Source organism: Ruegeria sp. YS9, from assembly GCF_024628725.1.
In the GTDB taxonomy this organism is placed as follows: Bacteria; Pseudomonadota; Alphaproteobacteria; order Rhodobacterales; family Rhodobacteraceae; genus Ruegeria; species Ruegeria atlantica_C.
In genome coordinates this window covers 2,361,363-2,386,762 of the sequence record NZ_CP102409.1, presented here as the reverse complement: position 1 = coordinate 2,386,762, position 25,400 = coordinate 2,361,363, and the positions used below count along the sequence as shown (strand labels likewise).

Here is a 25,400-nt window from a genome sequence, read left to right as displayed (position 1 = left end):
CGGGGTGCGACCCCTGTTTAGTGCCTTTTGAAGCCGTAGGAATGCTTGAACTTGAATGACTTGAATTTCTGTCGTTTGACCGACCCATAGGGGATATGCCCGATGACACGCCGTTTGGGGGCGGTGTATCGATAAACCGTGGTCGGTTTTTTGATATGCGCCTTGGGGTGCTTGGCGTGTGACTTGGCTTTCGGGGCCACGTAATACCGGTTTATCTTGTGACGGCCGTTTTTGTGAAAGCTCAGATTTTTGCCGCCGACCACAATAAATCCGGCAGAGCCGACCTGTGTGGGCTGGGCGTAACCGGGGGTGGCCACGAAATGCGCAGCGATCAGGAATATCACACCCTTCCGGCCAAGCTTGAAGATATGAGACATGAAAACCCCCGTGATTGGCTTTCAGTCCAAGATCGGGTCTGACCGCGTGTTCGGCCAGTAAACTCGGTTCACGCTTTGCCCATATGCCGTGTGCTCGACGCGGTGTCAGACCTTAGACGGGCTTACCCCACAAATCGTATTCTCCGGCCTCGTCCACTTCGACCGTGACGATGTCACCGGGCCTGAGGTTTTCGAACCCTTCATCGATGAACAGGTTGCCGTCGATCTCGGGCGCGTCTGCCTTGGTGCGGCAGGTGGCGGCCTCGTCGTCGACCTCGTCCACGATCACCTCAAGCGTCTGTCCGACCTTCGCCTGCAACTTGGCCTCCGAGATCGCCTGAGCCTTTTCCATGAAGCGATCCCAGCGTTCCTGCTTGATTTCGGCCGGGACGTGATCGGGCAGGTCGTTCGAGCGCGCGCCATCCACGTTTTCATACTGAAAACACCCGACACGATCCAGTTGTGCCTCGTCCATCCAGTCCAGCAGGGTCTGGAATTCGGCTTCGGTCTCGCCCGGATAGCCGACGATAAAGGTCGATCGCAGGGTGATACCCGGGCAGATCGCGCGCCAGGCCTTGATTTCATCCAGCGTTCTGGCCGACGCGGCCGGGCGTGCCATGCGTTTCAGAACGTCCGGGTGGGCGTGTTGAAACGGGATATCCATATAAGGCAGCACGTTGCACCCGGCATCCGCCATCAGCGGAATCAGGTCCCGCACATGCGGATAGGGATACACATAGTGCAGCCGCACCCAGGCATCCAACTGCCCCAGTTCACGCGCCAGATCGGTGATATGGCTGCGTACTTCACCGTCTTTCCAAGGGTTCACATCGTATTTGCGGTCCAGCCCATAGGCCGAGGTGTCCTGCGAAATCACCAGCAATTCACGCACGCCATTGTCGACCAGCTTTTCCGCCTCGCGCAGAACCGCATGCGCCGGGCGGCTGGCCAGCTTTCCGCGCATGTCGGGGATGATGCAGAACTTGCACTTGTGGTTGCAGCCCTCGGAAATTTTCAGATAGCTGTAGTGGCGCGGCGTCAACTGAACGCTGCTGGCGGGTAACAGGTCCACGAACGGATCAGGATCGGGGGGCACAGCGGCATGCACCGCATCCAGCACCTGCTCGTATTGGTGCGGGCCGGTGACAGCCATGATGCGGGGGTGATGCTCGCGAATGTAATCCGGTTCTGCGCCCAGACAGCCGGTTACGATGACCTTGCCGTTTTCCACCAGCGCCTCTCCGATCGCGTCCAGCGATTCCGCCTTGGCGCTGTCAAGGAACCCGCAGGTGTTCACAATGACGGCATCGGCCCCGGCATAATCTGGCGAAATGCCGTATCCTTCGGCACGCAGCCGGGTCAGAATGCGTTCACTGTCGACCAACGCCTTTGGGCAGCCCAAGGACACCATACCGATGGTCGGCTGGTTTGATTGGGGCGTCTCGGTGATCCGGGCAGCAGGCGCCAGGTCGGGGCGGAGGTTTGGCGGGTTCGTCGTCATGCGCGGCATATAGTGGGGAAAGCTTCCCCTTGCAAATGTGACGTGTGATTTGAATGATCACGGCAATGACAAGCCAAAAGGCGGAGAGCAGACTATGAAATGGCTGATGCGCATCCTGTTTATTGTTGTGGCCGTGGTCGCGTTGATCATCGGCGCGCTGTTGCTGATGCCGGGGGAGAAGCTTGCCGCGATTCTGGCCGAGCAGGTCAAGGCCCAGACCGGGAGGGATCTGACACTGACCGGCGATGTGCGCATATCCTTCTGGCCGGTGGTCGGGATGGAGACCGGGCCGGTGCGTTTCGGCAACGCAAGCTGGGCCGGACCGGAGCCGATGCTCAGCGCGGATAGCCTGGCCGTCGGGGTGGACGCTGCCGGGCTGTTGAACGGGGATCTGCGGATCAAACGTGTTTTTGCAGACAATCCCGTGTTGCGGTTGGAACGATCCGATGGGCGCGGCAATTGGGAATTGAGCACCCCAACAACAGCGACAACTGCGGCCACGACCGGGGGCACCACGCCCGCTGAGCCCTCGGGGCAGGTCACGCTGGATCAACTGGAGCTGACAAATGCACGGCTGATTTACGTGGAAAATGGCGTCACGCAGATGGACTTCTCGGGCGTGACACTATCTACAAGCTGGCCCGAGGTGACGGCCCCGTTGGTGATGGAGGCCGCCATGCCAGTGCCCGGAGGTGCGGTTCAGGTTGATCTGAAAATCCCGGATTTACCGGCTTTTGCGGCCGGGTCAGTGACTGATCTGGAACTGGCGTTGACGGCTCCGGGCGGCGAGATCGGATTTGAAGGACGCGTCAATCTTACGGGTGAAATGGATGGAACCATCAAGGTCGTGACGCGGGACACTGAAAGAATGCTTGCCGCCTTCGGTCAGGCTGGCACATCTGTACCGCCCGGATTGGGCAAAATCGCCGACATTTCAGCGCATATGACGTATACGCAGGACGGGCGGATTTCCATGCGGAACATGGTTGCGCAATTGGATGACAACCGGTTCGTGGGTGAGGCGGATATCACCATCTCGGACCCGCCGCGTATCGTGGCCCGTCTGGATGCCGGTGATCTGGATCTGTCGCGGATTTCCGAAACGGGTTCTGCCCCAAGCGGCACGTCTCAGGCAAACGCTCCTGCACCTGAGGGGTGGTCGAAGGACCCTATCGACGCGTCCGCTCTGGCCTTGGCGAACGGTAAGATTCGCCTGACGGCCAACTCGATCGCCGTGCCCGGAATGACGTTCGGTAAGAGTGACCTGACCCTGTCGCTGGATCGGTCGCGGGCCGTTCTGGACATGCACCCGGCCACGCTGTTTTCGGGGCAACTGAAGGGTCAGGTGGTTGCCAACAACCGCAACGGCCTGTCTGTCGGCGGCAACGTGACCGCCACCGGGATCGATCTGGAACAGGCACTGACCACGATGGCCGGGGTCAAACGCCTGTCGGGAACCGCTGCGGGAGCATTTGAGTTTCTGGGCGTTGGTCAGTCCGAGGATCAGATCATGCGGTCCCTCAGCGGCAAGGGAAACCTGGATGTCGGTCCCGGAGTGATTTCCGGGCTCGATCTGGACCGATTGATGGGGCAGGGCACCGGATCAGGCGGAACCACCGTGTTCAACAGCCTGACGGCCAGTTTCACCATCGACCAGGGCGTGTTGACGAACAGTGATCTGCTCATGTCACTGAAGAATTTCCGTGCAGATGGCACCGGTACAGTAGATCTGGGGGGTCGCAACATCGACTATCTGTTCACGCCCGTGGCGTTGCGTGCCAATTCCGGGCAGGGGATATCGGTTCCCGTTCACATCAAAGGCCCCTGGAGCGACCCGTCGATCAAGCCGGACCTGACCAAGGTGATCGAGGCGGCCGCGGATGTGAAGGTCAAGGAACTGGAAGACGACGCCAAACAGAAGGTTTTTGATAAGGTCGGCAACGAATTGGATACGACGATCACCGACAGTGATCAGATCGAAGACGCCATCAAGAACAAGCTTGAAGAAGAGGCAAAAAAAGGCCTGCTCAAATTATTCGGCGGCGACTGAGCAACCATCGTGCTTGGGGCATCGGGATATGCCCCAAGCAGTTGTTTTCAGATGGTTTGGTCGTAATCGCCGACACCGGGCTCGGTTCGGATGACGGCGTCTATGTCCGCGAAGATGGCGCGCATCTCAGCCTCGCTTTCGCTGCTTTCACAGACAACGACCAGATTGGGGGTATTGGACGAAGCCCGCACCAGACCCCAGCTGCCGTTGTCCAGAATCACACGTGCGCCGTTCACCGTGACCACTTCCTTGATTGCGCGGCCAGCGAGTGTTTCGCCCGCATCTCCCTTGGCGACCAACTTGTCGACCAGCCGCTGAAGGATATCATATTTCTCGGTATCAGCGGCGTGGGGTGACATCGTGGGTGTGGACCAGGTCTTGGGCAGGGCCTTGCGCAGGTCCGACATGCTCTGATCCGGGTTGCGGTCCATCAGTTTGCAGATTTCGACTGCGACACGCATCCCGCAGTCGTATCCACGCCCGATCGGTTCGGCCAAAAAGTAGTGGCCTGATTTTTCGAACCCGGCCAGTGCACCGATTTCCTTGACCCGACGCTTCATGTGGCTGTGGCCGGTCTTCCAGTAATCGGCTTTGACGCCCAGGGCCTGCAACTCGGGGTCGCTGGCGAACAGACCGGTGGATTTCACATCCGCGACAAATGTCGATCCGGGGTGAAGCTTGGCCAGATCACGCGCCATGATGACGCCAACCTTGTCGGCAAAGATCTCCTCGCCCTCATCATCGACGACGCCGCAGCGGTCTCCGTCACCGTCAAACCCCAGCGCCAGATCGGCACCACTGGATTTCACGGTGGCGGCCATGTCGTGCAGCATCTCCATGGCTTCTGGGTTCGGGTTGTAGTTGGGGAACGTATAGTCCAGACGGTTATGGCTGGGTACGACCTCAACCCCGATCCGCTCGAAAATCTCGGGCGCAAAGGCCGAAGCCGTGCCGTTGCCCGTTGCGCAGACCACTTTGAGCGGGCGGGACATTTTGAAATCGCCGACCAGGTCGTCGATATAGGCCTCTTTGACGCCATCGACGAACTCGTACGAGCCGCCTTCGCGCGTGACGCTTTCGCCGTTCAGTACGATGTCACGCAGTTCCGACATCTCATCCGGGCCATGGGTCAGCGGACGCTCAAAACCCATTTTGACCCCGGTCCAGCCGTTGGGATTGTGGCTGGCGGTGACCATCGCCACCGCCGGCACATCCAGATGGAACTGTGCGAAGTATGCCATGGGGCTGAGCGCAGGGCCGATGTCTTTGACACGGATACCAGCCTGTATCAGGCCCAGCATCAGGGCATTTTTGATCGCCAATGAATAATCGCGATAATCGTTGCCGACAGCAATTACAGGCTCGATCCCGCGCCTGTGCATCTGCGTGCCAAGCCCCAGCCCAAGCGCGGTCATGCCGGGCAGGTTGATCTCTTCGGGATATTTCCAACGGGCGTCGTATTCACGGAACCCGGTGGGCGTGATCATCGCGTCGCGCAGAAAGTTCCAGCTGTTGGGCGTTACCTCGGTGAGGGGTTTGGTCATAACAAGTCTCAATCGTTAAATCTGTATCGGATTCGCTTTAGCAAGCGCATCAAATCGCATCAATGTGTCAACAAGTTGGGGCATCTGGTCGAGGGGGATCATATTTGGCCCGTCCGATGGGGCCGAGTCCGGGTCCTGATGGGTTTCGATGAACACGGCCCCAACACCCAGAGAAACCGCGGCGCGGGCCATTACCGGTGCAAATTCGCGCTGCCCGCCCGAAGACCCGCCCTTGCCTCCGGGTTGCTGCACGGAATGGGTGGCGTCCATCACCACCGGATACCCGGTTTTCGCCATTTGGGGCAGCGCGCGCATGTCGGCGACAAGCGTGTTGTAGCCAAATGAGGTGCCACGCTCGGTCAGCAGGATATTCTGATTTCCGGTGCTTTCGATTTTATCGACGATGTTGGTCATTTCCCAAGGTGCAAGGAATTGCCCCTTTTTCACATTGACCGCTTTGCCGGTGTTGCCGGCCGCCAGCAGCATGTCGGTCTGACGGCACAGGAATGCCGGTATTTGCAGAACGTCCACCGCCTCGGCGGCGATGGCGCATTGCGCTTCGGTATGAACATCGGTCAGAACCGGGATGCCCATCGTCTTGCGGATGTCGCTTAGCACCTTCAGCCCCGCATCGATGCCCATGCCACGCTTGCCCGACAGGGATGTCCGGTTCGCCTTGTCATAAGACGCCTTGAAGACGTATTGCGCCCCGGCGGCGTCGCAGGCTTCTTTCATCTTGCCCGCAATCATCTGCGCGTGGTCTGCGGTTTCAAGCTGACATGGCCCAGCTATGATGGTCAGCGGAAGGTCGTTGCCGACTGTCAGGTCGGAGATTTTAACATGTTTCATGAGTTTTATGAGGATACCTGTTCACGAAGGACCGACGCGGTAAGCGAGATCATCAGGTAGATACCAGCAAACAACAGGAATGCCAAAATCGTATTTTCGAACTTGCGCGGATAGCTGGGTTCCTGACTGGGAACCGGGTTGACCGACACGGTCAGATAGCGCACCTGCCGGTTGGCTTCGGACCGGGTCGCTTCCATTTGCTGCATTGCCGTTTGCAGCATCATGTCACGCGCCGCCAGGTCCGCCTGCGCGATCTGGATACGCACGCTCAACCGCGCCAGCGAGTTTTCGCCGTCCGAGGCATCCTGCATCTCGGCATTCAGTTCTTTGAGAACCTTTTCCAGACGGGCGATATCTGCCTTGACACCATCAACTTTTGCCTTGTTCGGGCGCAGGTTGTCCTGAAGCGCGGCGAGCTCAAGCTCTTTGTCCTGAACCAGTATTTCGATTTCGTTGATGCGGGCACGCAGGCTGGCAATGACGTTTTCGGGGTCAAGAACCGCGCCCTGAAGCTGAAGCTCGATCAACTCTTCCTGAGCCTGCCTGCGCGCTTCCTGCGCCGCTTCGAAACTTTGCAGCGCGTCGCGCATCTGGTCTTCGCGTTTTTTTCCGGACAAGGCGTTCACCCTGTCTTCTGCGTAAGAGATCAGGCGCTCGGAAAACTCGGTCGATGTCTGCGCGTCGGGGGCGGCAACCTCCATCCGAATGACCCCTTCGGTCGGGTCATAGCCGATGGTGATCATGCGTTTGAACAGCTTATAGGCGTCTTCAAGCGAGGCGTCTGGCGCCAGTCTTTGAATCGGGTCGATCCATTCCTGCTTGAAGACATCGGAAAACCCGGCATCCCGATCCAGCAACAGCAAAGCTTCTTTCGATTCCAAAAAAGACTGAACCGAGATCGAGTCCTGCGTGGTGGCGAATTGCGTGCCGGCGAGCAGACCGCCGACACTGCCCGGTCCGCCATCAGCTTGCAGGATCAGGAATTCGGAATCGCTGGCATACATCGGCGTGGCGATGCGGTAGAAATAGAAGCCGACAATGAAGGTCGGCAGGAACACAAAGGCCGCCAGACGCGCAAACAGTCCAAACAGTTTACGCTTGCGACGGCGTGCGATGTCTTTTTGGATTTGGCTGATTTCATAATTGCGCCGCTCAGCCGGGCTGAGCTCGGGCCCGGGCAGGTTCGTTTTCTCGGCGCCCATGGGCTGCGGCAGTTGAACGTTGATCCTGTCCTTGGGTTTGTCACCCCCGTTCGATGGTTTTGCCGCAGCAAGGTCCAGCAGATTGGTGCGCTGGAAGGGGTCGATGCCCTTTTTGCGCAGCAACCGCACCGCGTCATAATCCGACGTCGCGGCCAGACCGTGTTTCTGCGCCAGACGTCGTGCGATACGCAATTGACGGCCCGTCAGGCCTTCGCGCTTGATGTCATCCAGCTGCGTCCCGGGCTGTGCTTCGCCGGCGGCCGCAGGGCCTTGCGTCGCGTTGCGAATACGCGAGATGGCGTCCGATCGCGCCTCGGCCGAGCTTTCCGTCTGACGTCCGCGGCGCCAGTTGTATTTTCTAACCTTGGGTTTCGTAGTCATACAGCTGCTTCGCCTCTTCCAAGGAGTCAAATATATACAATTGCCCGTCCAGAAGTACGGCCGCTTTCTGGGCGAATTTCTCCAACACGGACGGGCTGTGCGATACGATCACCAAAGTCGTCGTGCGCAATCTTTCCTTCAGGATCGCCCCAGCCTTTTCGTTGAATTCGACATCTGTTGTCGCCGGCATCCCTTCGTCGATGAGATACATGTCAAAGTCCAGCGCCAGCATCAAAGAAAAGGTGAAGCGCGCCCTCATCCCAGAGGAGTAAGTGGCAAGGGGCTGGTCGAAATATTCGCCCAGACCGCAGAGCCATTTGCAGTAGGCCTCGATGTAATCGGGGTCCATACCGTAGATCTTGGCGATGTAGCGCGCGTTCTCAAGCGCTGACAGTTTTCCCGACACGCCACCGGTGAACCCCATGGGGAAGGACACCCGGCATTCGCGGCGGACCACGCCCTCGTCGGGTTTTTCCAGACCGGCCATCATGTTGATCAGCGTGGTTTTTCCGGTTCCGTTCGGGGCCAGAACGCCCAGTGAGGTGCCCAGTTCGACCCGAAACGAGACCCGATCCAGAATCACCTTGCGGCGCGTTCCGGTCCAGAAGGATTTGCTGACGTTGTCGAATTCTAGCATTCGCTGTCTGCTGCTCGTTTCGTTCGTGTTGTCGCACTTGCGGGCGGCCAGAAAGGGTTTTTTTTACCGGCCCATGTTGGCTACATTATGTCGAATTATGAAACAAATGATCAATGCGTCCCGGTTGCGCGCATGAATGTCTGGTCGGGCGCAGCAAGGGTTTCCATTCACTTGGTGCTGCGTTCGGTCGTTATTATCTGTTTTGGCAGCCAACAACAGACTGGATGGACAGGGACCGTCACGATCAGATGAACGCTTTACGTCAGGAAATCCGCGCTTGCCGCTTGTGTGCCGACAGGTTCGCGCAAACAGAAACCGCACACGAGCCGCGCCCGGTGGTCTGGTTCCGCCCCGGAACACCGATCCTTGTCGCAGGGCAGGCACCGGGCGCCCGTGTGCACGAGTCGGGGCGGCCCTTCACCGACCCGTCCGGCGACAGGCTGCGGCACTGGCTGGGGATTGATGAGACGGTTTTTTACGATCGCGACCGTGTTTCGATTGTACCGATGGCGTTCTGCTTTCCGGGGTATGATGCGCGCAATGCGGATCTTCCCCCACCTGCGATGTGTCGCAAGACCTGGCATGACCGGGTGATGCAGGACCTGGGGCGTGTGCCGCTGACCGTGCTGGTCGGAGGTCACGCGCACAAGTTTCATCTTGGCGCGCGCGGGTCGGTGACGGACACCGTCCGCAACTGGCGGGACCATGCGCCGCGGGTCTTTGCCTTGCCTCACCCGTCCTGGCGCAATACGGCATGGTTGAAGAAAAACCCGTGGTTCGAGGCTGAACTGCTGCCTGTTTTGCGTGCACGGGTCCAAGAGGTGCTGAATGACTGACTCCACGGCGTTGGACACCGCGCATGCCGCGATGCAGGCGGACCCGACAAGTGATGCCGCCCGTCTGCGTTTCTTTGAACGGCTTGCGGATAGCGAGCTGTTTCTGATGCTGACCGAAGAAGCGCGGGACCAGAATATCTCGCCCGAAGTGTTCGATGTGGCTGACGGGCGCTTTGTTCTTGCCTTTGATCGTGAGGACCGGCTGGCGCAGTTTGCCGGGCGGCCCGTGCCGTATGTGGCGCTGTCGGGGCGGGTGCTTTCGGGGATGCTGTCGGGACAGGGCATCGGGCTTGGTCTGAACCTTGAGACGGCGCCATCTTCCATGCTGATTCCGGTGGAAGCACTGGAATGGTTGGCTCAAACGTTGCAGCACAGCCCGCAAGAGGTCGAGGAAGAGCTTGCCGAGTTTTTGCCGCCCGCTGGCCTGCCGCAGAACCTGCTGACCGCGCTGGATGCAAAACTGGCGACGGCAGGCGGACTTGCCAGCGCGGCTTATCTGGTCGCCACCAAGTCCAAATCGGGCGCGCAGGGCCATCTGTTGGGGTTTGTCGATGCGATCGAGGGGGCCGAGCCCGCTTTGGCCAAGGCCGCGTCCGAGGCGCTGACCTTTTCCGGGATCGAGGCAGGCGCGATGGATGTCGGGTTTTTCACCGCAAGCGAGGCCGCCGCCACGCTGTTGGCCAAGGTGGGCCTTCGGTTTGATCTGCCCCAGCCGCAAGTTGCCGATACGGTCCGTGAAGCCCCCGGCAGGAACCCGGACAACCCACCCATTCTGAAATAACCATCCAAACGCAAACACGCGGCGCAAGCTGCACCGCGTGTTGCTGCGCCTGGGTTATGTTTATTCCGCTGCCGCTTCCAACTTGTCCTGCGTGCGGGTTTCGAAGTCGGTGGCGTCGTGGCGTTCGTGAAGCTGCGTGTGCGGCTCGCCAAAGGTGCGGTTGACCATGCGGCCGCGCTGAACCGCAGGGCGCGCGTCGATCGCCTTGGCCCATCGCATGACGTTCTTGTAGGACTCCACGTCCAGGAACTCTGCCGCGCTGTAAAGGCGGCCCAGAACCAACTGACCATACCAGGGCCAAATCGCAATGTCGGCGATCGAATAGTTTTCGCCCGCGATGAAGGTTTTTTCTGCCAGTTCACGATCCAGAACATCCAGTTGGCGCTTGGTCTCCATGGCGAAACGGTTGATCGGGTATTCCCATTTCTCGGGTGCATAGGCGTAGAAATGCCCGAACCCACCGCCCAGATACGGCGCGCTGCCCATCTGCCAGAATACCCAGTTCATCACCTCGGTCCGCTCGGGGCCGGAAGCCGGCAGAAACGCGCCGAACTTTTCGGCCAGATGGAACAGGATCGAGGCGCTTTCAAAAACCCGAACAGGTTTGTCGCCCGACCGATCCCAAAGCGCGGGGATTTTCGAGTTCGGGTTGACCTCGACAAAGCCCGAGCTGAATTGATCGCCTTCTCCGATGTTGATCAGCCAGGCGTTGTATTCAGCGCCTTCATGACCAAGTGCCAGCAGCTCTTCCAGCATCACCGTGACTTTCACGCCATTGGGTGTCGCGAGCGAGTACAGCTGAAGAGGATGCTGTCCGACCGGCAGGTCCTTGTCATGGGTCGCTCCGGCGATCGGCCGGTTGATGTTGGCGAATTGTCCGCCACTTTTACTGTCCCAGGTCCAGACCGCTGGAGGGGTATACGAGGATTGGTCGCTCATCACTTGCCTTTCTTGCCTATGTCAGGGCTGCCATACAGCTAATATTGCAAACCGCCGAGTCCAACCCCACCCAACTGGCGCATTCTGTAACAATCCGCCGCCAAACTTTCACGTTTTCTCGTGCCGGGTCACAGCGGCGTTAGGGGGACTACGCACCGCACGGGAATCGCATATTGTCCATTCAGACCTGCCCAAGGCATCACGGATTTAGTTGACCCGAAAAGGATGGACGACATGAAACGCTTTGCATTGACACTCGCTGCGGCCTTAGCGCTGGCAGTTCCGGCTTTTGCCGGCCCTCAATATGTTGACGGCACAGGTTTTGCTGTTTCGGGTTACGATGTCGTTGCCTATCGCAGCCTGGATCAGGTGCCGGTGGGCCAGCCGCAGCCCGAGGGTGTGCGCGGAAATGCCAACATCACCGCCGAGTACAACGGTGCGACCTGGGCTTTTGCGACCGAGGAAAACCGAAACAAATTCCTGGAAAACCCGGCATACTACGCGCCGCAATATGATGGGCACTGCGCCTATGGCGTGTCGCGCGGTGGCAAGGTTCCGGCAAACCCGAACCTGTGGCGGATCGTGGATGACAAGCTGTATCTCAACATCACCGATGTGGTTGTCGGATTTTTCGAGGAAGACATTCCGGGCAATATCAATCTTGCCGAAGGAAACTGGCCCGGTATCGAACCAAGCGACGCCTCGACCAACGTGATTCCGAAATTCACGTCAGAAGGCCCGGTTTCGAACTGATCCGGCGTCACAAGATCAATGCCCGGCTGGCTCAGCCGGGCTCAGGCCCTTACCCCGCAAGCCAGAATTGATCCCGAATATCCTGATCAGCGTCAAACCTGATCCGCACACTCTTGGCCCCCGGAAACTTCCGTTCGCGGATCGTATCGGGGATGATGACTTCTCCGGCACCGGTATCTTTTGACTGAAAGCTCAGAATTTCAGCCTCGGTGTGGCGTGCGCTGGTCAGGACGGTCGTCGGCAAGGCCACGCGATTTGCCCCATGATGCACGGGCGTGGTGACAAAATAGGTCAGATGCCGCCCGTAACACCCGACCGCGTCAGGAACGTGATCCGAGACACATGCATCAGATGTGTCCTGAACATCCGCTTCATCTTGCATTTTCGGCAACCTCTGGTCGGGATTCAGCATCGCCTTGCAGGCGGCGATATCTTCCAGCGGAAGTTCGATGATGCGCTTTTTCAAACGGGGTCGGCGCGGTTGCGGAGGGCCGGAACTGGCACCACCTTTTGTAACCAACCCTTCCTGGCGCAGAAAATCATAGGCCGCCTTGGCGCGCGAAAAACCGGAACTGTCCCCATCCTTGTGATCGGGATGTGAATGGAAGGCGATCTGCCTCCAGGCGTCCCTGATCTCTTGGGAACCGGCGCAGGGGCTTAACCCCAGATCCGCCAACGCATCCGCGCGCGCCCGCACTTTATCGACAGGTTCCATACTCAAAACACTCATTACAAACTACACTTTTCCAGTGTCGCCAGCGTCATGGTTTTGTCAAATTTCAGGGATGATTTGCGGGGCTGGTGACAACAATCGCGGTGTTGAGATTCAATTGTCCCTCAAAGGCACCGTTTTAGGGGTGGTGCTGGTAAACAGTACACATCTTCCGAAACGACAAACGCCCGGGCGCAAATGTAACCCGGGCGAATCATTGGATTTTTTGCAAGTCAGGCCACGTTTTCCAGTTCAACGCGCGGTGTAATGCCCAGTGCAAAGCAGACATCGCGCGTCAGTTCGGGACGGTTGAGCGTATAGAAATGCAGCTTGTCCACGCCGCCTTCGATCAGGTCCGAACACAGTTCAGTACAGATTGCCGTGGCCAACAGATCCTCGCGCTCGTCGCGCACCGCTTTTTCAAAGGCCTGTTCGACCCAAACCGGAATATGCGTGCCACAGCGCTTGGCGAAATTGCGGGCACCCGACCAGTTCTCGATCGGCAGGATGCCCGGAACGATCGGTTTGTCGATACCGGCCTTGGCGCACGCATCGCGGAACCGGAAAAAGGTCTCGGCTTCGAAGAAGAACTGTGTCAGCGCTTCGTCTGCGCCTGCGTCTAGCTTGGCCTTCAACCAGTCCACATCCGCAGCCATGTCTGCGGCCTCGGGGTGGGTGTCGGGATAGGCCCCGACACGGATGCTGAACATTTCGGTTTCGGCCAGTGCCTCGATCAGTTCGACAGAACTGGAAAACCCGTCGGGGTGCGGCACAAACTTGTCCTGACCCTTTGGCGGATCGCCGCGCAGGGCGACGATGTCCTGCACGCCGGCGCGTGCAAAGGCGTCTGCGATCTCCAGCGTTTCCTGCCGCGAAGCATCGACGCAGGTCAGATGAGCGGCCACGTTCAGGCCCGATGACTTGTGCAGGGTTGAAACCGCGTCGCGTGTCAGTTCACGCGTCGTGCCGCCAGCGCCGTAGGTGACGGAAACAAAGCGGGGATCCAAAGGGGCCAATGTCTGGACCGTGTCCCAAAGGCGGAATGAGGCTTCCAGAGTTTTGGGCGGAAAGAACTCGAAGGAAATTTCAGGGTTAGACATTGTGGCCTCACTGGATCAACTGAGCCCCTTGTGCCATGGCGAGCATTGTGAAACAAACTCATATTACTCAACAACAACATGAATACTGTTTGAAATGCATATTGAATTCCGGCACCTGCGCACCATCAAGGCGATCCATGAATGCGGCGGGCTGGCCCGCGCTGCGGATCAGTTGAACATCACCCAGTCCGCATTGAGCCATCAAATCAAAGGGTTGGAAGATCAGGCGGGGGTTGAACTGTTTCTGCGCCGCTCAAAGCCAATGAAATTGTCAGCCGCCGGATTCCGCCTGTTGCGGCTGGCCGAACAAATCCTTCCTCAGGTCGAGGCCGCGCAGAGCGAGTTTTCATCGCTGCGGGACGGGCGAACGGGGCGGATGCATATAGCCATCGAATGCCATGCCTGTTTCGAATGGCTGTTTCCTGTTCTTGAAGCCTTCAGGAAATCCTGGGGCGATGTGGATGTCGATATCCGCCCCGGCCTGGCCTTCGACGCGCTTCCGGCCTTGCAGAAGGAAGAGGTTGATCTGGTGGTCTCGTCCGATCCCGAAGACCTGCCGGGTGTCGAGTTTGTCGAACTTTTCGACTATAACGCGGTGTTTGTGGCCGCTTCGACCCATCCCCTGGCCAAGAAAGACTATATCGAGGCCGAGGATTTTCGCGGCCAGACCCTGATCACCTATCCGGTGGAACGCACGCGTCTGGATGTGTTCAGCCAGTTGTTGATCCCGGCGCGGGTTGAGCCTGCAACGATCCGGCAGGTGGAACTGACTGCCGTCATTCTGCTGCTGGTCGCATCGAACCGGGGCATTTCAGTGCTGCCGGATTGGGTCGTGCGCGAGGTCAAATACAACTCGGACTACGTCACCCGACCGCTGACGAAAGAGGGCATTACACGGCGTCTCTACGCCGCGGTCCGCTCGGAAGATCTGGAGAAACCCTATGTGCAGGAGCTGGTGAAACTGGCCCGGGAAGAAGCGCGCAAGCTGCAATCCCAGTAACGGCGTTTCCGGCGGGTCTGTTATGCGCATCATTCCTCTTGGCAAGGGCGCATTGCGGCAGTATACGCGCGGTTTGACCGGACAGGAGCCTTTTGACAATGGTTGGCAGCGCAAATCTCAACATCATGATCAAGGCCGCGCGCAAGGCGGGGCGTTCTTTGGTCAAGGATTTCCGTGAAGTCGAAAATCTGCAGGTGTCGATGAAAGGCGCCGGTGATTTCGTCTCGAAGGCTGACATCGCCGCCGAAGCCATCCTGAAAGAAGAGCTTCTGGGCGCACGGCCGACCTATGGCTGGCTGGCCGAAGAGGGCGGCTCCATCGATGGCGAGGATCCGACCCGCCGCTGGATCGTCGATCCGCTGGACGGCACCACCAATTTCCTGCACGGCCTGCCGCATTGGGCGATTTCCATAGCGCTGGAACACAAGGGCAAGATCGTTGCCGGCGTGATTTATGACGCCGCCAAGGACGAGATGTTCTTTGCGGAAAAGGGTGAGGGCGCCTGGATGAACGACATGCGTATTCGCGTGTCGGGCCGTCATCGCATGATTGAATCGGTCTTCGCGACCGGTCTGCCTTTTGGTGGCCGTTCGGACCTGCCAGCAACCCTTCAGGATCTGGCGCGCCTGATGCCCGCCTGCGCCGGTGTCCGTCGTTGGGGTGCTGCCGCGCTCGACATGGCATATGTGGCCGCCGGCCGGTACGAGGGCTTTTGGGAACGCCGCCTGAATGCGTGGGATCTGGCTGCTGGCGTGATCATCGTCAAAGAGGCCGGCGGCTTCGTGCAGGCGCTGAACCCTGAAGGCAACGTGCTGGAAGATGGTGAAGTGATCTGTTCTAACGAACCGATCTTCGATCAGTTCGCCAAGGTGATCCGGGGCTAGACGCCCGTTTACCGGCCTTAACGGCGCGGAACGCGCGGAATGCGGGATTGCGACAGCTTGTACTTCGCCTCCGGGTGGGGCGGGTGCCCATGGGTGCGGTTCCAGAACTGAATTCCTCCGCGTCTCAGCCACAGCGGTATGCACAGGATCAGGCCAACGGCAAACCCCCCGGTATGGGCCCAATAGGCGATGCCGCCTTCGTCCGGGTTGCTCGTGACGCTGCCAAAGAACTGTATCGCCAGCCAGACGCCCAGCATGATGAAGGCGGGAATGGTAAAGACCCTGAAATAGACGACCAGGATCAGCAGGACATCTACCCGTGCTTTCGGGAACAGCAGCAGATACCCGCCCATAACGCCAGCAATCGCGCCCGAGGCCCCAACCGTGGGGACTTGGGACTCGGGCCCGGTGATGATGTGAATCAGGCCCGCGCCAATTCCGGCTGCCAGATAGAACAGCAGGAAAGGCAGATGGCCCATCTCGTCTTCCAGATTGTTACCGAAGATCCACAGAAACAGCATGTTCCCGGCCAGATGCATCCACCCCCCGTGCAGGAACATGGATGTCACGAGGGTTTCCAGCCCGAACCCGTCGCTGACCCGCGCCGGAATTATGGCGTAGTCGAAAAACAGCCTGCCGATCCGCGGCCCGTCACCCAAAATCCCCACATAGCTGAGAAAGATCAGGATATTGGCCGCCAGCAAGGCATAGACAACATGAGGTGTGCGCCCCGAAGGGTTGTGGTCGCGGATCGGAAACATGCCGTGACGCTGGGCTTTTGTGTGCCCAGCGTCAAGGCAAGCTTATGCCGCACCTCCCAACAACGCGGCGTTTCCACCCGCTGCGGTCGTGTCGACGCAGACATGGCGTTCACCCAGAACACGCGCGCGGTCGGGCTTGCCGGGGATAAGCGGCAGAATCGGGCCGTCGCGGCGCGCCAGATGCTGTTCGATCTGCCGCGCTGTTTCGTCGTCTCCCCACCACAACACGCCCGAAATGCCGGTCAGGTTTTCCAGCCGGTGCAGGTCAAGCATTCCGGTCGCCTGAATGGCGGTGCCACCCAACGCAGATACAGCATCGGCCTGCGCACGCGCTGCGGCCTCTCCGGGCCCCATGCACAGAAGGGGCGGACGCGGATACTCGCTCAGGCGGTTCGATTCACCGGTCGGGCCGGGCAGGGATCGGGTTGTGACCGGCGCAGGTTGACCTTGTGCGGCAGGCAGATCAGCCACGGCGCCCCAGGTATCCGCCGTGCTTTGACGGTCGGGTGCGCAGAACCGGATCATGTAGTTTGGCCCGCCCGCCTTGGGGCCGGTGCCTGACAATCCTTCGCCCCCGAAGGGCTGAGACCCGACGATTGCGCCGATCTGGTTGCGGTTCACATAGATGTTGCCCGCATGGATCGCCTCGGTCACATGCTGCACGCGGTCGTCGATGCGGGTGTGCAGTCCGAAGGTCAGGCCGTATCCGGTGGCGTTGATATCGGCGATGATCTTGTCGATCTCTTGCGACTTGAATCGGGCGACGTGCAGCACTGGGCCGAACACCTCGCGTTCCAGCGCGGCGATGCCGGGGATCTCGATCAGTGTCGGTGCAACAAAGGTGCCATCGGGCGGCAACGGAAGTTCTTTCAGAACCCGTCCTTCGTTGCGCGCCTTGGTCACATGTTCGGCGATGCCCTGACGGGCCTGCTCGTCGATCACCGGTCCGCAATCCGTCGACACAAGCCAAGGGTCGCCGACCGACAGCGCATCCATCGCCCCTTTGAGCATGGTCAGAACGTAGTCGGCGATGTCTTCCTGCAAATACAGGCAGCGCAGGGCGGAACAGCGCTGGCCCGCCGACTGAAAGGCGCTTTCGATGATCGATTGCACGGCCTGTTCGGGAAGGGCCGTGCTGTCGACGATCATTGCGTTCAGACCGCCGGTTTCCGCGATCAGAGGCGTGCCGGGACGCATGGATCCGGCCATCGCCGCACGGATTTTCAGCGCGGTGGCCGTAGACCCGGTGAAGGCCACACCCGAGACACGCGGATCCGATGTCAGCGCCGCGCCCACGGCAGGCCCACCCGGCAACAGTTGCAGCACATCGCGTGGCACCCCTGCCTCGTGCATAAGCTGAATGGCACGATGTGCGATCAGGGGCGTCTGGGACGCAGGCTTGGCCAGAACCGCGTTTCCGGTGGCCAGTGCAGCAGAGATCTGCCCAGAGAAAATCGCCAGCGGGAAGTTCCACGGGCTGATACAGGTGAAAATCCCCGCGGGTTCGGCTTCGGGGATGTTGGCTGCATAATAGCGCAGGAAATCCACCGCCTCGCGCAGTTCGGCCACCGCATCGGGCAGCGACTTCCCGGCCTCACGCGCCAGCAGCGCGAACAACTCGCCATAATGCGCTTCATAAAGATCGGCTGCGGCATTGAGGACACGGGCGCGTTCGGCACCGGGGGCGTCCCAGGGGTTGGCCGAAGCCAATGCCATCTCCACGTCCGCGGCACTCGCTGCGGCCACCGCGCCGGGCTTGTCCTGAGGCTGCGCCGGGTTGATCACTGGCTCGTCCGCTTCAGGCTTGGCCTCGCCGGCCAGCAAGGGTTGCGCATACCAGTGATGGGCGCGGAACTGATCCCGTGCCGCATCAATCTTATCCAGCGTTGGTGTGTGATGCAGGTCAAAACCCTTGGAGTTCGGTCTTTCAGGCTGGAACAGGTCCGGCCCGGTCGGCAGCGCGGGCGGAGGAGTCCGGAGCGCAACAAACGGATCGGCTGCGACCTCTTCCGGCGGCACATCTTCGTCCACAATCTGGTTGACGAAGGATGAATTCGCGCCGTTCTCCAGCAAGCGTCGAACCAGATAAGCCAGCAAGTCGCGATGCGCCCCGACCGGCGCATAAATGCGGCACCGGGTGTTCTGCTTGTCCATCACGATCTGATGCAGGGTCTCGCCCATGCCGTGCAGGCGCTGGAACTCGAACGGTTGATCTTCGGCCATGTGAAGGATGGCGCTGACCGTGTGGGCGTTGTGCGTGGCAAATTGTGGGTAGATCCGGTCGGTCATGCCCAGCAGTTTGCGTGCATTGGCGATATAGGAGACGTCGGTCGCGGCCTTGTGCGTGAAGACCGGAAAGCCATCCACCCCTTCGACCTGCGCGCGTTTGATCTCGGTATCCCAATAGGCACCTTTGACCAATCGCACCATAATCTGGCGATCATGACGTTCGGCCATGCCATACAGCGTATCCAGTACCAGACCTGCACGCGGGCCATAGGCCTGAACCACGATGCCAAACCCGTGCCATCCGGCAAGGGCCGGGTCGGACATCACCGCCTCGATCACCTGCAACGACAGCGACAGACGATCCGCCTCTTCTGCATCGACGTTCAGGCCCATTCCGGCCGCCTTGGCCAGCAGGGCCAGCGCCCGCAGCCGCGGCACCAGCTCGTCCATCACACGCTGTTCCTGTGCCAGCTCATAACGGGGATGCAGGGCGGACAGTTTTACCGAAATGCCCGGGTTGGCGCGGATATCGTCATGGGTGCAGGCCTCGGCAATGGCCGAGATGGCGCGGGAATAGGACAGGTGATAGCGCGCCGCGTCCGCTTCGGTCCGGGCCGCTTCGCCCAGCATGTCGTAGGAATAGGTATAGCCTTTTTCCTCCATCCCGCGCGCACGCTCCATGGCGGACTGAATGGTTTCCCCCAGAACGAACTGTCGCCCCATCTCTTTCATCGCGCGCGCGACAGCCGTGCGGATCACCGGCTCGCCCAGCCGCTTGATTGCACCGCGCAGCGCCCCGACCGGAGACGCCTTGCCTTCGTCCAGTACCTTTCCCGTCAGCATCAGCGCCCAGGTCGAGGCGTTCACCAGCGAGGACGAGGATTGCCCCAGATGCTTGCCCCAATCGGATGGTGCGATCTTGTCTTCGATCAGCGCATCGATTGTGTCGGCATCCGGCACGCGCAACAACGCCTCGGCCAGACACATCAGGGCGATACCTTCGTCGGTGGACAGGCCATATTCGGCCAGAAACACCTCCATCAACCCCGGAGAAGTGCTGGACCGGATGTCGCGCACAAGCTGCGCAGCGGCGGTGCCGATGGCGCTGCGATCCGTGTCTGTCAGGTTCGCCTGAGAGATCAGTGTATCAAGAACTGCCGACTGATCGGCGTAGGTAGAGCTATCGATGAGGGTGCGCAGGCTGTGTGACATATGTCCTCCGGTCTTTTTGATAATATAATGCGGAAAATTCAGGACAGCGGCCCGAATATTGGCTATTGGAAGGCCTGTGTTCTGAAGATTTGGCAAAAGACAGCGCAAATGAGCTTTCCTGATCTGGATCGGTTCGACCGGTCGATTCTAAAAATTCTGGCCGAGGATGGTCGTATCTCGGTGGCCGATCTTGCGCGCGAGATCGGGCTGTCGAAATCTCCGACGCAAGCGCGGCTCAAACGGCTTGAGGCAAGCGGAGTAATCCAGGGGTATCGGGCGATGCTGGATCCGATCCGGTTGGGCCTGGATCACGTCGCGTTTGTCGAGGTGCGTTTGACCGATACCCGCGAAAAGGCTCTGGCCGAGTTCAACGCAGCCGTCCGCAAAACCGCCGAGGTCGAGCAGGCCCATATGATCGCGTCCAACTTTGACTATCTTCTGAAAGTGCGCACCGCCACCATGTCGGAATACCGCCGTGTATTGGCCGAGAAGATCTCGTCTCTGCCGCATGTCGCCAATACCTCAACTTTTGTTGCGATGGAGGCCGTGAAGGAAACCGGTATGCTGGGCGGTTTTGAACATCAGTCTTGACCCGGCAGAATTTTGGCCCACCCTTGTTGCGTGATGCGAACCTGTGCTGCAACGTTTTTCCTGATCGCGTTTTCATGCTCGGCCATGGCCGAGACATGCCCCACGGCTCCGGATCATTCCGAAGGGGTGAATGCGCTGATCAAGCAGGTCCAAAAGGCGGAATCGCAAAGCGACGCCCGGGTCATCTCGAATCAAATGTGGGAACTCTGGACGGACGCGCCGGATGCCCGGTCGCAGACTCTGCTGGACCGGGGAATGGCGCGACGAGAGGCTTGGGACTTGTCGGGCGCATTGGACGATTTCAACCAGCTTGTCGAATATTGCCCGGATTACGCCGAAGGCTACAATCAGCGGGCTTTCGTAAACTACCTGAGGCAGGATTTTGAAGCGGCGCTGCGCGATCTGAATGTCACGATCGAAATGTCGCCAAACCACATCGGCGCGCTCAGCGGACGCGCGTTGTCTTTACTGGGTTTGAAACGTCTTGAAGACGCGCGCACAGCACTGTCCGAAGCGCTGGAACTCAACCCGTGGCTGTCCGAGCGGGCGTTGTTGGAACCCGGCGGCCTTCTGGAACCGCCCGGAGAGGATATCTGACAGCCAGCTCGGGTAAGTTTTGAAACCGGTCGAAAACCGCCAAACAGGAGAGTTTCACGGCCACCTCGGGGACTGGGCCCCGCAATCAGAAGGGCAAATGGGTGACAAAGCCGTCAGCGCGACAGTATCCGGCGCTTTTCGGCCATGGCTTCGCGTCGCCGCTGTTCGATCCCGAGTTTGAAGGACTCTTCGACAAAGTCGATGTGATCCGTTGCCGCTTTTTCGGCCCGCTCCTCATCACCTTCGATCACTGCGCGGCCGAGTTCGAGATGTTGCTGCAACAGCTTTTCGCCGGTCCCATCGATCGTGCGCAGGAAGTCGCGATTGTAGAAAACGCCCTTGCGGGTGAGTTCGTAGATCGACGCCATCATGTGGATCAGGGTCGCATTCTGGCTGGCATCAACAATCGCTGAATGCAGCGCAAAGTCCGCCTCTTGCGAAGCCTTGGCGTCCTGCTCCTGCCAGGCGCGCTCGTTTTCATCAAGGATCTCTGAAATCCGTTCCTTGTCTGCCTTGGTTGCACGACGGGCGGCAAGCCGGGCCGCGAAACCTTCCTGTTCGCGGCGATACTCCAGATAGTCGAAAAAAGCCGGCTCATGGCGTTCGTACAAAGCAAGAAGCGCGGGCATCATGGCTTGTCCGGTCAGGGCCGCGACGAATGTCCCTTCACCGTGTTGCGTTGTGACCAGCCCGCGTTCTTCCAGCACCTGAAGGGCCTCGCGCAGCTTTGGTCGCGACACGCGCAGCATCTCGGCCAGATCGCGCTCGGACGGCAGTTTCCGGCCCTGTTTCAGGATGCCCGACGCGATCAGGTCCTCGATTTGTGAAACCACCGCATCAGCCAGCGATTCGTGTCCGACCGGTTCAAAAATCGCCGTGGTGTTCATGAGATGCTGCCCCGTGTGATGCTAAAATAACCAGAATAACTGGTAAATAAAGATAACCATATCCGTTCTAAATTCAAGCGCGGGGATGTTCTTTCCGGACGTGGAGTACATGTTTGTTTGCGAAGGGTTTTTTAGGAAATTATCGGATTTTCATGTGGTCGCATCAGTGTTTTTCCGGGTTTGCCGGATGCAGGTTTCCCATTTCCGCTCATACCAGTGGTAAATAAAGTTATTGACTGGTTTAATCTGGTAAAGTTAGTTTACCACCGGAGCGGCGCTGGAAGAGCCTGCGCCACTGATCGGAGAAAACCCGACCAACCCTGGAGGAGATTTCATGAAGAAGACCCTGACGAGCCTGGCCGTGGCCGCCAGCCTGCTGGCGGCACCCGCGGTTGCGGCGGACAAGCTGCTGCTGAAAACACCGATTGCCTTTTCGACCGAACTGCCGGGCCTGGGTTCGCCTATTCCACGTGTGGCTGACCAGCTGGAACTGATGTCCGGCGGCACGCTGAAGATGAAGGTGTACGAGCCGGGAAAACTGGTTCCGCCCTTCGAAATTCTGGACGCCGTGTCCACCGGCAAGATCAACTCGGGCTACACCACGGCTGGTTACTGGGCCGGGAAAATCCCGGCTGCGCCGTTGTTCTCGGCTGTGCCGTTCGGCCCCGAGGCGGGCGAATACATGGCTTGGCTGTATTATGGCAACGGCATGACCCTGTATCAGGAGATGTATGATCAGGCCGGTTTCAACGTCAAAGTTCTGCCTTGCGCCATCATCGCGCCGGAAACCTCGGGCTGGTTCGCCTCCGAGATCAACTCGCCCGAAGACCTGAACGGGCTGAAGATGCGTTTCTTCGGTCTGGGCGGCAAGGTGATGCAGAAACTGGGTGTGGCAACCTCGCTGCTGCCAGGTGGTGAGATCTTCCCCGCATTGGAAAAAGGTGCGATTGACGCGACCGAGTTTTCGATGCCTGCGATCGACGCGCGCCTGGGCTTCCACAAGCTGGTCAAATTCAACTATTTCCCCGGCTGGCATCAGCAGGCGACCGTATTTGAACTGCTGATCAACAAGGACGTCTGGAACGAAGCCAGCGATCAGCACAAGGCAATCATCGAAAACGCCTGCAAGGCTTCGATGGCAGACAGCTTTGCCGAAGGCGAAGCCATCCAGCACGCGGCCTTGATCGACAACGTTGAAAACAACGGCGTTACCATCAAGCAGTGGTCGCCCGAGATGCTGGATACCTTCCGCGCAACCTGGGAAGAGGTTGCCGCTGAAGAGGCCGCCAATGATGCTTTCTTTGCACAGGTTCTGGCCGACATGAACGAATTCCGTGACGGCTATAACCTCTGGAAGACAAACGCTTTCCTCCCACGTCAGTAATCTCTCCCTCACTGACGTTGCCGGGGCGGCTCGATCCGCCGCTCCGGCCCCTGCTTTTCGATCTTCGGACTTTCTAACCTTTCACTACCCGTATTCCGGGTTGCTGAGCGAGGAATGACCATGACCACCCAAAACAACCTCAACGATCCGGTCGAAGCCTATGAAGGCATCCTGGAACACCCCGAATCCGACCGCCAGAAAATCGCCGTCGCGATCGACGCCGGGGTCAAGGCTGTGGGTCATGTCGTCATGTGGGCCAATGTCCTGCTGATGGGCGCGATCTTCGCACAGGTCTCGTTGCGTTACCTGTTCAGCCAGAACTACCCGAAACTGGATGAGATCCAGTGGCATTTTTATGGAATCGTCACGATGATCGGCATCTCGTATGCCTTGATCACCGACAGCCATGTGCGTGTGGATGTCCTGCATATGCAGCTTTCGCGCCGCGCGCAGCGGATCATCGAGGTGATCGGCATCCTGACCCTGCTGACCCCGTTCATCTATCTGATGGTCGATCAGGGCTATGACTATTTCTACGAAAGCTTCCGCGTCAACGAACGCTCGGACAGCCCCACGGGCCTGCCTGCGCGTTGGGCCTTCAAGGCTGTCATTCCGATCAGCTTTGTCCTGCTGGCGCTGGCCGCGTTGGCACGATTGATCCATGACGGGCACGCGTTGATGTACGGACCGGCCTCGGAGCGCGAGGGCGCACCGCTGCGCCGTATCCTGCTGGTGCTCGCGGTCTTTGCTGCCGTCTGTGTGGGCCTGACCTTCCTGGTCGAAACGACCGAGGAAAAGCTGGTCATCGCGATGTTCCTGACCTTCATCGCGCTGCTGTTTACTGGCTATCCGGTGGCTTGGGTTCTGGCCGGTGTCGGTGTCGCCTATTGCGGTCTGGCCTATCTGTTCGACAACGATCTGATGCTGTGGACAGGTCTGGAAAGCACATTTACCGGTCTTGATTACCTGACCCTTGGGGCGGTGGTGAACCGGGTCTACGCGACCATGTCCAACGCGGTTCTGGTTGCCCTGCCGATGTTCATCTTCATGGGTCTGATGCTGGACGAATCCGGTGTGGCCGAGCGTCTGATGTCCTCGATGCAGCGCCTGTTCGGGACGGTGCGCGGAGGTCTGGCCATCACCGTGACCCTGATCGGGATCATTCTGGCGGCCTCGACCGGCATCATCGGTGCCTCGGTTGTTCTGCTGGGCGTGCTGTCGTTGCCGTCGATGATGCAGCAGAAATACCAGCCGACGCTGGCGGCGGGCGTGGTTTCGGCTTCGGGGACGCTGGGCATTCTGATCCCGCCCTCGATCATGCTGGTGATCATGGCCGACCAGATGGCCCTGTCTGTCGGTGACCTGTTCATGGCTGCCGTTTTCCCGGGCGTGATCATAGGCGCCCTGTACCTGACCTACATCTTCATCCTCGCGCTGGTGAAACGCGACGCGGCCCCCGTGCCCGAAGGCGCGAAAGCCCCCGATTGGGCCGCCGTCAAGGACGTTCTTATCGCCGTCATCCCGACGCTGATGCTGATCCTTGCGGTACTGGGCTCGATCTTCGCGGGTCTGACTACGCCGACCGAAGCGTCCGGCATCGGCGCCTTGGGTGCGACCCTGCTGGCTCTGGCTTATCGCAAGCTGACGTTTGCCAAGCTGTGGAACGTTCTGGTTTCGACCTTCAACACCACCGCCTACATCTTTGCGATCTTCCTCGGCGCGACCGTGTTCTCTTATGTCCTGCGGGAACTGGGTGGAGACGAGCTGATCGAACATGTGGTGCAATCCACCGGCTTTGGAGCGAACGGCACCATCCTTTTCATCCTGTTCATCGTTTTCCTGCTGGGATTTGTGCTGGACTGGATCGAGATCACGTTGATCGTGCTTCCGCTGATGCGCCCCATCGTGAACGGTCTGGGCATCGACATCCCCGGCTTCGGCGTTCTTGATGAACCGGCACTGGTTTGGTTCGTGATCCTTGTCGCTGTGACACTGCAAACCAGCTTTCTGACGCCGCCCGTTGGCTTTGCCTTGTTCTATCTCAAAGGCGTTTGCCCGCCAGAGATCAAGCTGACCCACATCTACAAGGGCATCATCCCATTTGTCCTGCTGCAATTGACCGGATTGGCGCTGGTCTTCCTGTGGCCGACCCTCGCCACCTGGTTGCCCTCGGTCGCCTACTAAGGAGCTTAT

At 59.3% G+C, this 25,400-nt stretch carries 22 protein-coding genes; 10 read left to right on the top strand and 12 right to left on the bottom strand.

Features of this window, described 5'->3' with window-relative positions:
* Nucleotides 1-17 precede the first annotated feature (17 nt).
* Both NOR97_RS12090 and rimO read right to left on the bottom strand, forming a co-directional pair.
* The gene (locus tag NOR97_RS12090; RefSeq protein ID WP_257599255.1) at nt 18-377 is read right to left on the bottom strand and encodes a hypothetical protein; all 360 of its coding nucleotides are present in this window, start codon (nt 375-377) and stop codon (nt 18-20) included.
* 112 nt (nt 378-489) lie between these two features.
* Nucleotides 490-1,878, bottom strand: coding sequence for a 30S ribosomal protein S12 methylthiotransferase RimO (gene rimO, locus NOR97_RS12085; RefSeq protein WP_257599254.1), 1,389 nt, complete (start codon nt 1,876-1,878; stop codon nt 490-492).
* Between the two features lie 94 nt (nt 1,879-1,972).
* Between rimO and NOR97_RS12080 the strand changes: the two genes are divergently transcribed.
* Entirely contained in the window at nt 1,973-3,928 is a 1,956-nt protein-coding gene (locus NOR97_RS12080; protein ID WP_257599253.1) for an AsmA family protein, read from the top strand.
* A 47-nt stretch (nt 3,929-3,975) separates the two neighbouring features.
* Here NOR97_RS12080 and NOR97_RS12075 read toward each other — a convergent pair whose 3' ends face one another.
* The 4 genes from NOR97_RS12075 to NOR97_RS12060 are packed head-to-tail and all read right to left on the bottom strand — an operon-like array spanning nt 3,976 to nt 8,541.
* Nucleotides 3,976-5,472, bottom strand: a complete 1,497-nt coding sequence (locus tag NOR97_RS12075) for a phosphomannomutase/phosphoglucomutase (protein WP_257599252.1) — start codon at nt 5,470-5,472, stop codon at nt 3,976-3,978.
* A 15-nt stretch (nt 5,473-5,487) separates the two neighbouring features.
* On the bottom strand, nt 5,488-6,321 hold the full coding sequence (gene kdsA / locus NOR97_RS12070; protein ID WP_257599251.1) for a 3-deoxy-8-phosphooctulonate synthase: 834 nt from the start codon (nt 6,319-6,321) through the stop codon (nt 5,488-5,490).
* Between the two features lie 5 nt (nt 6,322-6,326).
* A complete protein-coding gene (locus NOR97_RS12065; RefSeq protein ID WP_170346102.1) occupies nt 6,327-7,904 on the bottom strand; it encodes a capsule biosynthesis protein in 1,578 nt (525 codons plus the stop codon).
* The gene (locus NOR97_RS12060; RefSeq protein ID WP_170346103.1) at nt 7,882-8,541 is read right to left on the bottom strand and encodes an ABC transporter ATP-binding protein; all 660 of its coding nucleotides are present in this window, start codon (nt 8,539-8,541) and stop codon (nt 7,882-7,884) included. The genes NOR97_RS12065 and NOR97_RS12060 overlap by 23 nt, the downstream gene beginning before the upstream one ends.
* Nucleotides 8,542-8,765: 224 nt before the next feature.
* Here NOR97_RS12060 and NOR97_RS12055 point away from each other — a divergent pair, with 224 nt between their 5' ends.
* On the top strand, nt 8,766-9,377 hold the full coding sequence (locus NOR97_RS12055; protein WP_374041582.1) for a uracil-DNA glycosylase family protein: 612 nt from the start codon (nt 8,766-8,768) through the stop codon (nt 9,375-9,377).
* Nucleotides 9,370-10,158: an SseB family protein gene (locus tag NOR97_RS12050; RefSeq protein WP_257599250.1), complete on the top strand. Its 789-nt coding sequence runs from the start codon at nt 9,370-9,372 to the stop codon at nt 10,156-10,158. Before NOR97_RS12055 ends, NOR97_RS12050 begins: the two co-directional genes overlap by 8 nt.
* A 60-nt stretch (nt 10,159-10,218) precedes the next feature.
* Here the strand turns inward: NOR97_RS12050 and yghU are convergent, their stop codons facing one another.
* The gene (gene yghU, locus NOR97_RS12045; RefSeq protein WP_257599249.1) at nt 10,219-11,097 is read right to left on the bottom strand and encodes a glutathione-dependent disulfide-bond oxidoreductase; all 879 of its coding nucleotides are present in this window, start codon (nt 11,095-11,097) and stop codon (nt 10,219-10,221) included.
* Between the two features lie 234 nt (nt 11,098-11,331).
* Between yghU and NOR97_RS12040 the strand changes: the two genes are divergently transcribed.
* Nucleotides 11,332-11,850: a YHS domain-containing (seleno)protein gene (locus NOR97_RS12040; protein WP_257599248.1), complete on the top strand. Its 519-nt coding sequence runs from the start codon at nt 11,332-11,334 to the stop codon at nt 11,848-11,850.
* Between the two features lie 49 nt (nt 11,851-11,899).
* On the opposite strand, the gene NOR97_RS12035 is transcribed toward NOR97_RS12040, so the two are convergent.
* Both NOR97_RS12035 and metF read right to left on the bottom strand, forming a co-directional pair.
* Nucleotides 11,900-12,565, bottom strand: a complete 666-nt coding sequence (locus tag NOR97_RS12035; protein ID WP_257599247.1) for a J domain-containing protein — start codon at nt 12,563-12,565, stop codon at nt 11,900-11,902.
* A 230-nt stretch (nt 12,566-12,795) separates the two neighbouring features.
* The gene (gene metF / locus NOR97_RS12030; protein WP_257599246.1) at nt 12,796-13,662 is read right to left on the bottom strand and encodes a methylenetetrahydrofolate reductase [NAD(P)H]; all 867 of its coding nucleotides are present in this window, start codon (nt 13,660-13,662) and stop codon (nt 12,796-12,798) included.
* A 94-nt stretch (nt 13,663-13,756) separates the two neighbouring features.
* Between metF and NOR97_RS12025 the strand changes: the two genes are divergently transcribed.
* Together NOR97_RS12025 and NOR97_RS12020 are read left to right on the top strand one after the other, a co-directional pair.
* The gene (locus tag NOR97_RS12025; RefSeq protein WP_257599245.1) at nt 13,757-14,662 is read left to right on the top strand and encodes a LysR family transcriptional regulator; all 906 of its coding nucleotides are present in this window, start codon (nt 13,757-13,759) and stop codon (nt 14,660-14,662) included.
* Nucleotides 14,663-14,760: 98 nt separating this feature from the next.
* Nucleotides 14,761-15,546 (top strand): inositol monophosphatase family protein, encoded by a 786-nt coding sequence (locus NOR97_RS12020; protein ID WP_257599244.1) that lies wholly within the window; start codon nt 14,761-14,763, stop codon nt 15,544-15,546.
* Nucleotides 15,547-15,563: 17 nt separating this feature from the next.
* Here NOR97_RS12020 and NOR97_RS12015 read toward each other — a convergent pair whose 3' ends face one another.
* Nucleotides 15,564-16,307, bottom strand: a complete 744-nt coding sequence (locus NOR97_RS12015) for a rhomboid family intramembrane serine protease (protein ID WP_257599243.1) — start codon at nt 16,305-16,307, stop codon at nt 15,564-15,566.
* A gap of 42 nt (nt 16,308-16,349) precedes the next feature.
* Nucleotides 16,350-19,748, bottom strand: coding sequence for a bifunctional proline dehydrogenase/L-glutamate gamma-semialdehyde dehydrogenase PutA (gene putA / locus NOR97_RS12010; RefSeq protein ID WP_257599242.1), 3,399 nt, complete (start codon nt 19,746-19,748; stop codon nt 16,350-16,352).
* Between the two features lie 108 nt (nt 19,749-19,856).
* Here putA and NOR97_RS12005 point away from each other — a divergent pair, with 108 nt between their 5' ends.
* Nucleotides 19,857-20,339, top strand: coding sequence for an Lrp/AsnC family transcriptional regulator (locus NOR97_RS12005; RefSeq protein WP_170346113.1), 483 nt, complete (start codon nt 19,857-19,859; stop codon nt 20,337-20,339).
* A gap of 84 nt (nt 20,340-20,423) precedes the next feature.
* Complete coding sequence (locus tag NOR97_RS12000) at nt 20,424-20,936, top strand: hypothetical protein (protein ID WP_257599241.1); 513 nt, start codon at nt 20,424-20,426, stop codon at nt 20,934-20,936.
* Nucleotides 20,937-21,049: 113 nt separating this feature from the next.
* On the opposite strand, the gene NOR97_RS11995 is transcribed toward NOR97_RS12000, so the two are convergent.
* Nucleotides 21,050-21,823, bottom strand: a complete 774-nt coding sequence (locus NOR97_RS11995) for a FadR/GntR family transcriptional regulator (protein ID WP_170346115.1) — start codon at nt 21,821-21,823, stop codon at nt 21,050-21,052.
* A gap of 334 nt (nt 21,824-22,157) precedes the next feature.
* Here NOR97_RS11995 and NOR97_RS11990 point away from each other — a divergent pair, with 334 nt between their 5' ends.
* Together NOR97_RS11990 and NOR97_RS11980 are read left to right on the top strand one after the other, a co-directional pair.
* Nucleotides 22,158-23,207 carry a TRAP transporter substrate-binding protein gene (locus tag NOR97_RS11990; RefSeq protein ID WP_170346116.1) on the top strand — a complete coding sequence of 350 codons (1,050 nt, stop codon included), beginning with the start codon at nt 22,158-22,160 and terminating at the stop codon, nt 23,205-23,207.
* A 120-nt stretch (nt 23,208-23,327) separates the two neighbouring features.
* Nucleotides 23,328-25,391, top strand: a complete 2,064-nt coding sequence (locus NOR97_RS11980; RefSeq protein ID WP_170346117.1) for a TRAP transporter large permease subunit — start codon at nt 23,328-23,330, stop codon at nt 25,389-25,391.
* The last annotated feature ends 9 nt before the right edge of the window (nt 25,392-25,400 follow it).

Excerpts from the sequence above, each read along its gene's own strand:
- NOR97_RS12000 (WP_257599241.1), top strand. The coding sequence starts at position 20,424 with ATGGCCGAGACATGCCCCACGGCTCCGGATCATTCCGAAGGGGTGAAT.
- metF (WP_257599246.1), bottom strand. The coding sequence starts at position 13,662 with ATGTCTAACCCTGAAATTTCCTTCGAGTTCTTTCCGCCCAAAACTCTG.
- NOR97_RS12015 (WP_257599243.1), bottom strand. The coding sequence starts at position 16,307 with ATGTTTCCGATCCGCGACCACAACCCTTCGGGGCGCACACCTCATGTT.
- NOR97_RS12035 (WP_257599247.1), bottom strand. The coding sequence starts at position 12,565 with ATGGAACCTGTCGATAAAGTGCGGGCGCGCGCGGATGCGTTGGCGGAT.
- NOR97_RS12005 (WP_170346113.1), top strand. The coding sequence starts at position 19,857 with ATGAGCTTTCCTGATCTGGATCGGTTCGACCGGTCGATTCTAAAAATT.
- NOR97_RS12050 (WP_257599250.1), top strand. The coding sequence starts at position 9,370 with ATGACTGACTCCACGGCGTTGGACACCGCGCATGCCGCGATGCAGGCG.
- NOR97_RS11980 (WP_170346117.1), top strand. The coding sequence starts at position 23,328 with ATGACCACCCAAAACAACCTCAACGATCCGGTCGAAGCCTATGAAGGC.
- NOR97_RS12020 (WP_257599244.1), top strand. The coding sequence starts at position 14,761 with ATGGTTGGCAGCGCAAATCTCAACATCATGATCAAGGCCGCGCGCAAG.
- rimO (WP_257599254.1), bottom strand. The coding sequence starts at position 1,878 with ATGACGACGAACCCGCCAAACCTCCGCCCCGACCTGGCGCCTGCTGCC.
- NOR97_RS12065 (WP_170346102.1), bottom strand. The coding sequence starts at position 7,904 with ATGACTACGAAACCCAAGGTTAGAAAATACAACTGGCGCCGCGGACGT.
- NOR97_RS12025 (WP_257599245.1), top strand. The coding sequence starts at position 13,757 with ATGCATATTGAATTCCGGCACCTGCGCACCATCAAGGCGATCCATGAA.
- NOR97_RS12055 (WP_374041582.1), top strand. The coding sequence starts at position 8,766 with ATGGACAGGGACCGTCACGATCAGATGAACGCTTTACGTCAGGAAATC.
- yghU (WP_257599249.1), bottom strand. The coding sequence starts at position 11,097 with ATGAGCGACCAATCCTCGTATACCCCTCCAGCGGTCTGGACCTGGGAC.
- NOR97_RS11990 (WP_170346116.1), top strand. The coding sequence starts at position 22,158 with ATGAAGAAGACCCTGACGAGCCTGGCCGTGGCCGCCAGCCTGCTGGCG.
- NOR97_RS12090 (WP_257599255.1), bottom strand. The coding sequence starts at position 377 with ATGTCTCATATCTTCAAGCTTGGCCGGAAGGGTGTGATATTCCTGATC.
- putA (WP_257599242.1), bottom strand. The coding sequence starts at position 19,748 with ATGTCACACAGCCTGCGCACCCTCATCGATAGCTCTACCTACGCCGAT.
- kdsA (WP_257599251.1), bottom strand. The coding sequence starts at position 6,321 with ATGAAACATGTTAAAATCTCCGACCTGACAGTCGGCAACGACCTTCCG.
- NOR97_RS12080 (WP_257599253.1), top strand. The coding sequence starts at position 1,973 with ATGAAATGGCTGATGCGCATCCTGTTTATTGTTGTGGCCGTGGTCGCG.
- NOR97_RS12040 (WP_257599248.1), top strand. The coding sequence starts at position 11,332 with ATGAAACGCTTTGCATTGACACTCGCTGCGGCCTTAGCGCTGGCAGTT.
- NOR97_RS12075 (WP_257599252.1), bottom strand. The coding sequence starts at position 5,472 with ATGACCAAACCCCTCACCGAGGTAACGCCCAACAGCTGGAACTTTCTG.
- NOR97_RS12060 (WP_170346103.1), bottom strand. The coding sequence starts at position 8,541 with ATGCTAGAATTCGACAACGTCAGCAAATCCTTCTGGACCGGAACGCGC.
- NOR97_RS11995 (WP_170346115.1), bottom strand. The coding sequence starts at position 21,823 with ATGAACACCACGGCGATTTTTGAACCGGTCGGACACGAATCGCTGGCT.